Genomic DNA, 1,484 nt, shown 5'->3' on the forward strand with positions numbered 1-1,484 from the left:
AGGCTATTGCTGGGGCGGTGGATAAACCCTTTATGAGTGATGATTTAATCCACTCGCTTTTACCCCTTGTGGGGATTCACACCAAAGACAATCTAGAATCTAAAAACCTCTTTAGCCCCGCCTTTGACACGCACAGAAAAAGAATTTATTGTGGGGATCGGCTGTATGAGGGGAAACCTTCTAGGGCAAAAAACTAATGTTAAGAAACCAAGCTAAAAATCGTGGTATGGGGGATTGCAGATAAAACACCCCGGGACACCCGGGGCTGATGCACCTTAACCTTCGTGGTGGTGGTGATCTCCATCATGGTGGTGGTGATGGTGTTCGCCATGATGGTGGTGGTGATGGTGGTGTGTGCCACCATGATAATGGTGATGATGATGATGGTGGTGTTCACTACACTCGTTTTCGTGCCCGTGGCAACATTCTTCGCTATGTCCTGACATGCTGTCTCCTTAAACAAAAATATTCCTGAATGATTAAATCAGGTAGAGTATTCTAGCAAAAAAATGGTAACCTTTGATATAACTCTGTAAAAAATGATCCAACAACACCCCGAAATAAACTTGGGGGCTGTTTTGCTAAGGTTGTTTGTTTTCTAGCAAAAAATCCCCACTTTTCACGCATATAATGCGGGTGTTGTGGATGCTGGGGAGCACTTTTTTATTGGTGATGAGTTTTTCGATTTCATATTGGCTACATGTGCCATGACCGGGGCGCACAAAACGCTCTTTCCACGCCACATACTCGGGTGAATTTTTGATCCGATCATCCAAATACTGCCCCTGATAGATTTCCACAAATTCCATGAATTGATCGCTCAAACCCAATCCATTATCCTTAATGGTACTCTTGCGTTCTGCCTTGTTTTCCTCTAGGACTTTAATATATTCTGTAGAAAGGGCACTCCCCACTTGGGGCGGGCGTTTGTAGGTTTTGGTGATCTTAGTTGTGGTGGTGCTATAAGTGCTGCTCCATTCTTGGTTGCTGTTGGGCTCAATATGCAAACATTGGCGTGTGCGTGCCTTATAACAACGCTTTTCAGAATAATTAGCTTTGCTGAGTTTAAAAGTGTGCATGGTTGTGGTGGGCCCTAACACCTCTATTTTGTCGGGAAGTTGGGTATAAGCAAGCACAATCTTACCGCTCTTGCCACTTGTGGGGTCAGCCTCCAAATTACACGGGCTTAAATCCAAATACTGCCCGCTAGCCTTGTCTAAACCACGCATCACACTAGGGCGGTAAGCCTCTAGCTTGTCATCATCATAAGTCCAATGCCCGCATGCAAACTCTTGCATCTCTCCCATGCCCGCTCCATGCTGGATGGTGGGGGATTCCATAGAGGTTTTAGGGGTTTGGCTTGGGGGTGCTTGTTTGTCTGCCTCTTTAACCCCATTTTCTTTCTTGTCCTTATTTTCGGCTACAAGGGTTGCTTGGGGGTTTTGGGAGGTTTTAGTTGTGTTGGGGGTTGGTTGGGATGGGGT

At 45.8% G+C, this 1,484-nt stretch carries 1 protein-coding gene and 2 pseudogenes; 1 reads left to right on the top strand and 2 read right to left on the bottom strand.

What is annotated here, in order from left to right:
• Nucleotides 1-197 (top strand): annotated as a pseudogene (locus tag C5684_RS08845) (phosphoethanolamine transferase); the annotation flags it as partial.
• A 2-nt stretch (nucleotides 198-199) separates the two neighbouring features.
• Here the strand turns inward: C5684_RS08845 and C5684_RS08850 are convergent.
• Both C5684_RS08850 and C5684_RS08855 read right to left on the bottom strand, forming a co-directional pair.
• The gene (locus C5684_RS08850) at nucleotides 200-397 is read right to left on the bottom strand and encodes a hypothetical protein (RefSeq protein WP_006017836.1); all 198 of its coding nucleotides are present in this window, start codon (nucleotides 395-397) and stop codon (nucleotides 200-202) included.
• 184 nt (nucleotides 398-581) lie between these two features.
• Nucleotides 582-1,484 (bottom strand): annotated as a pseudogene (locus tag C5684_RS08855) (hypothetical protein); the annotation flags it as partial.

Origin of the sequence: Helicobacter bizzozeronii (assembly GCF_900196775.1) — a bacterium.
GTDB lineage: Bacteria > Campylobacterota > Campylobacteria > Campylobacterales > Helicobacteraceae > Helicobacter > Helicobacter bizzozeronii.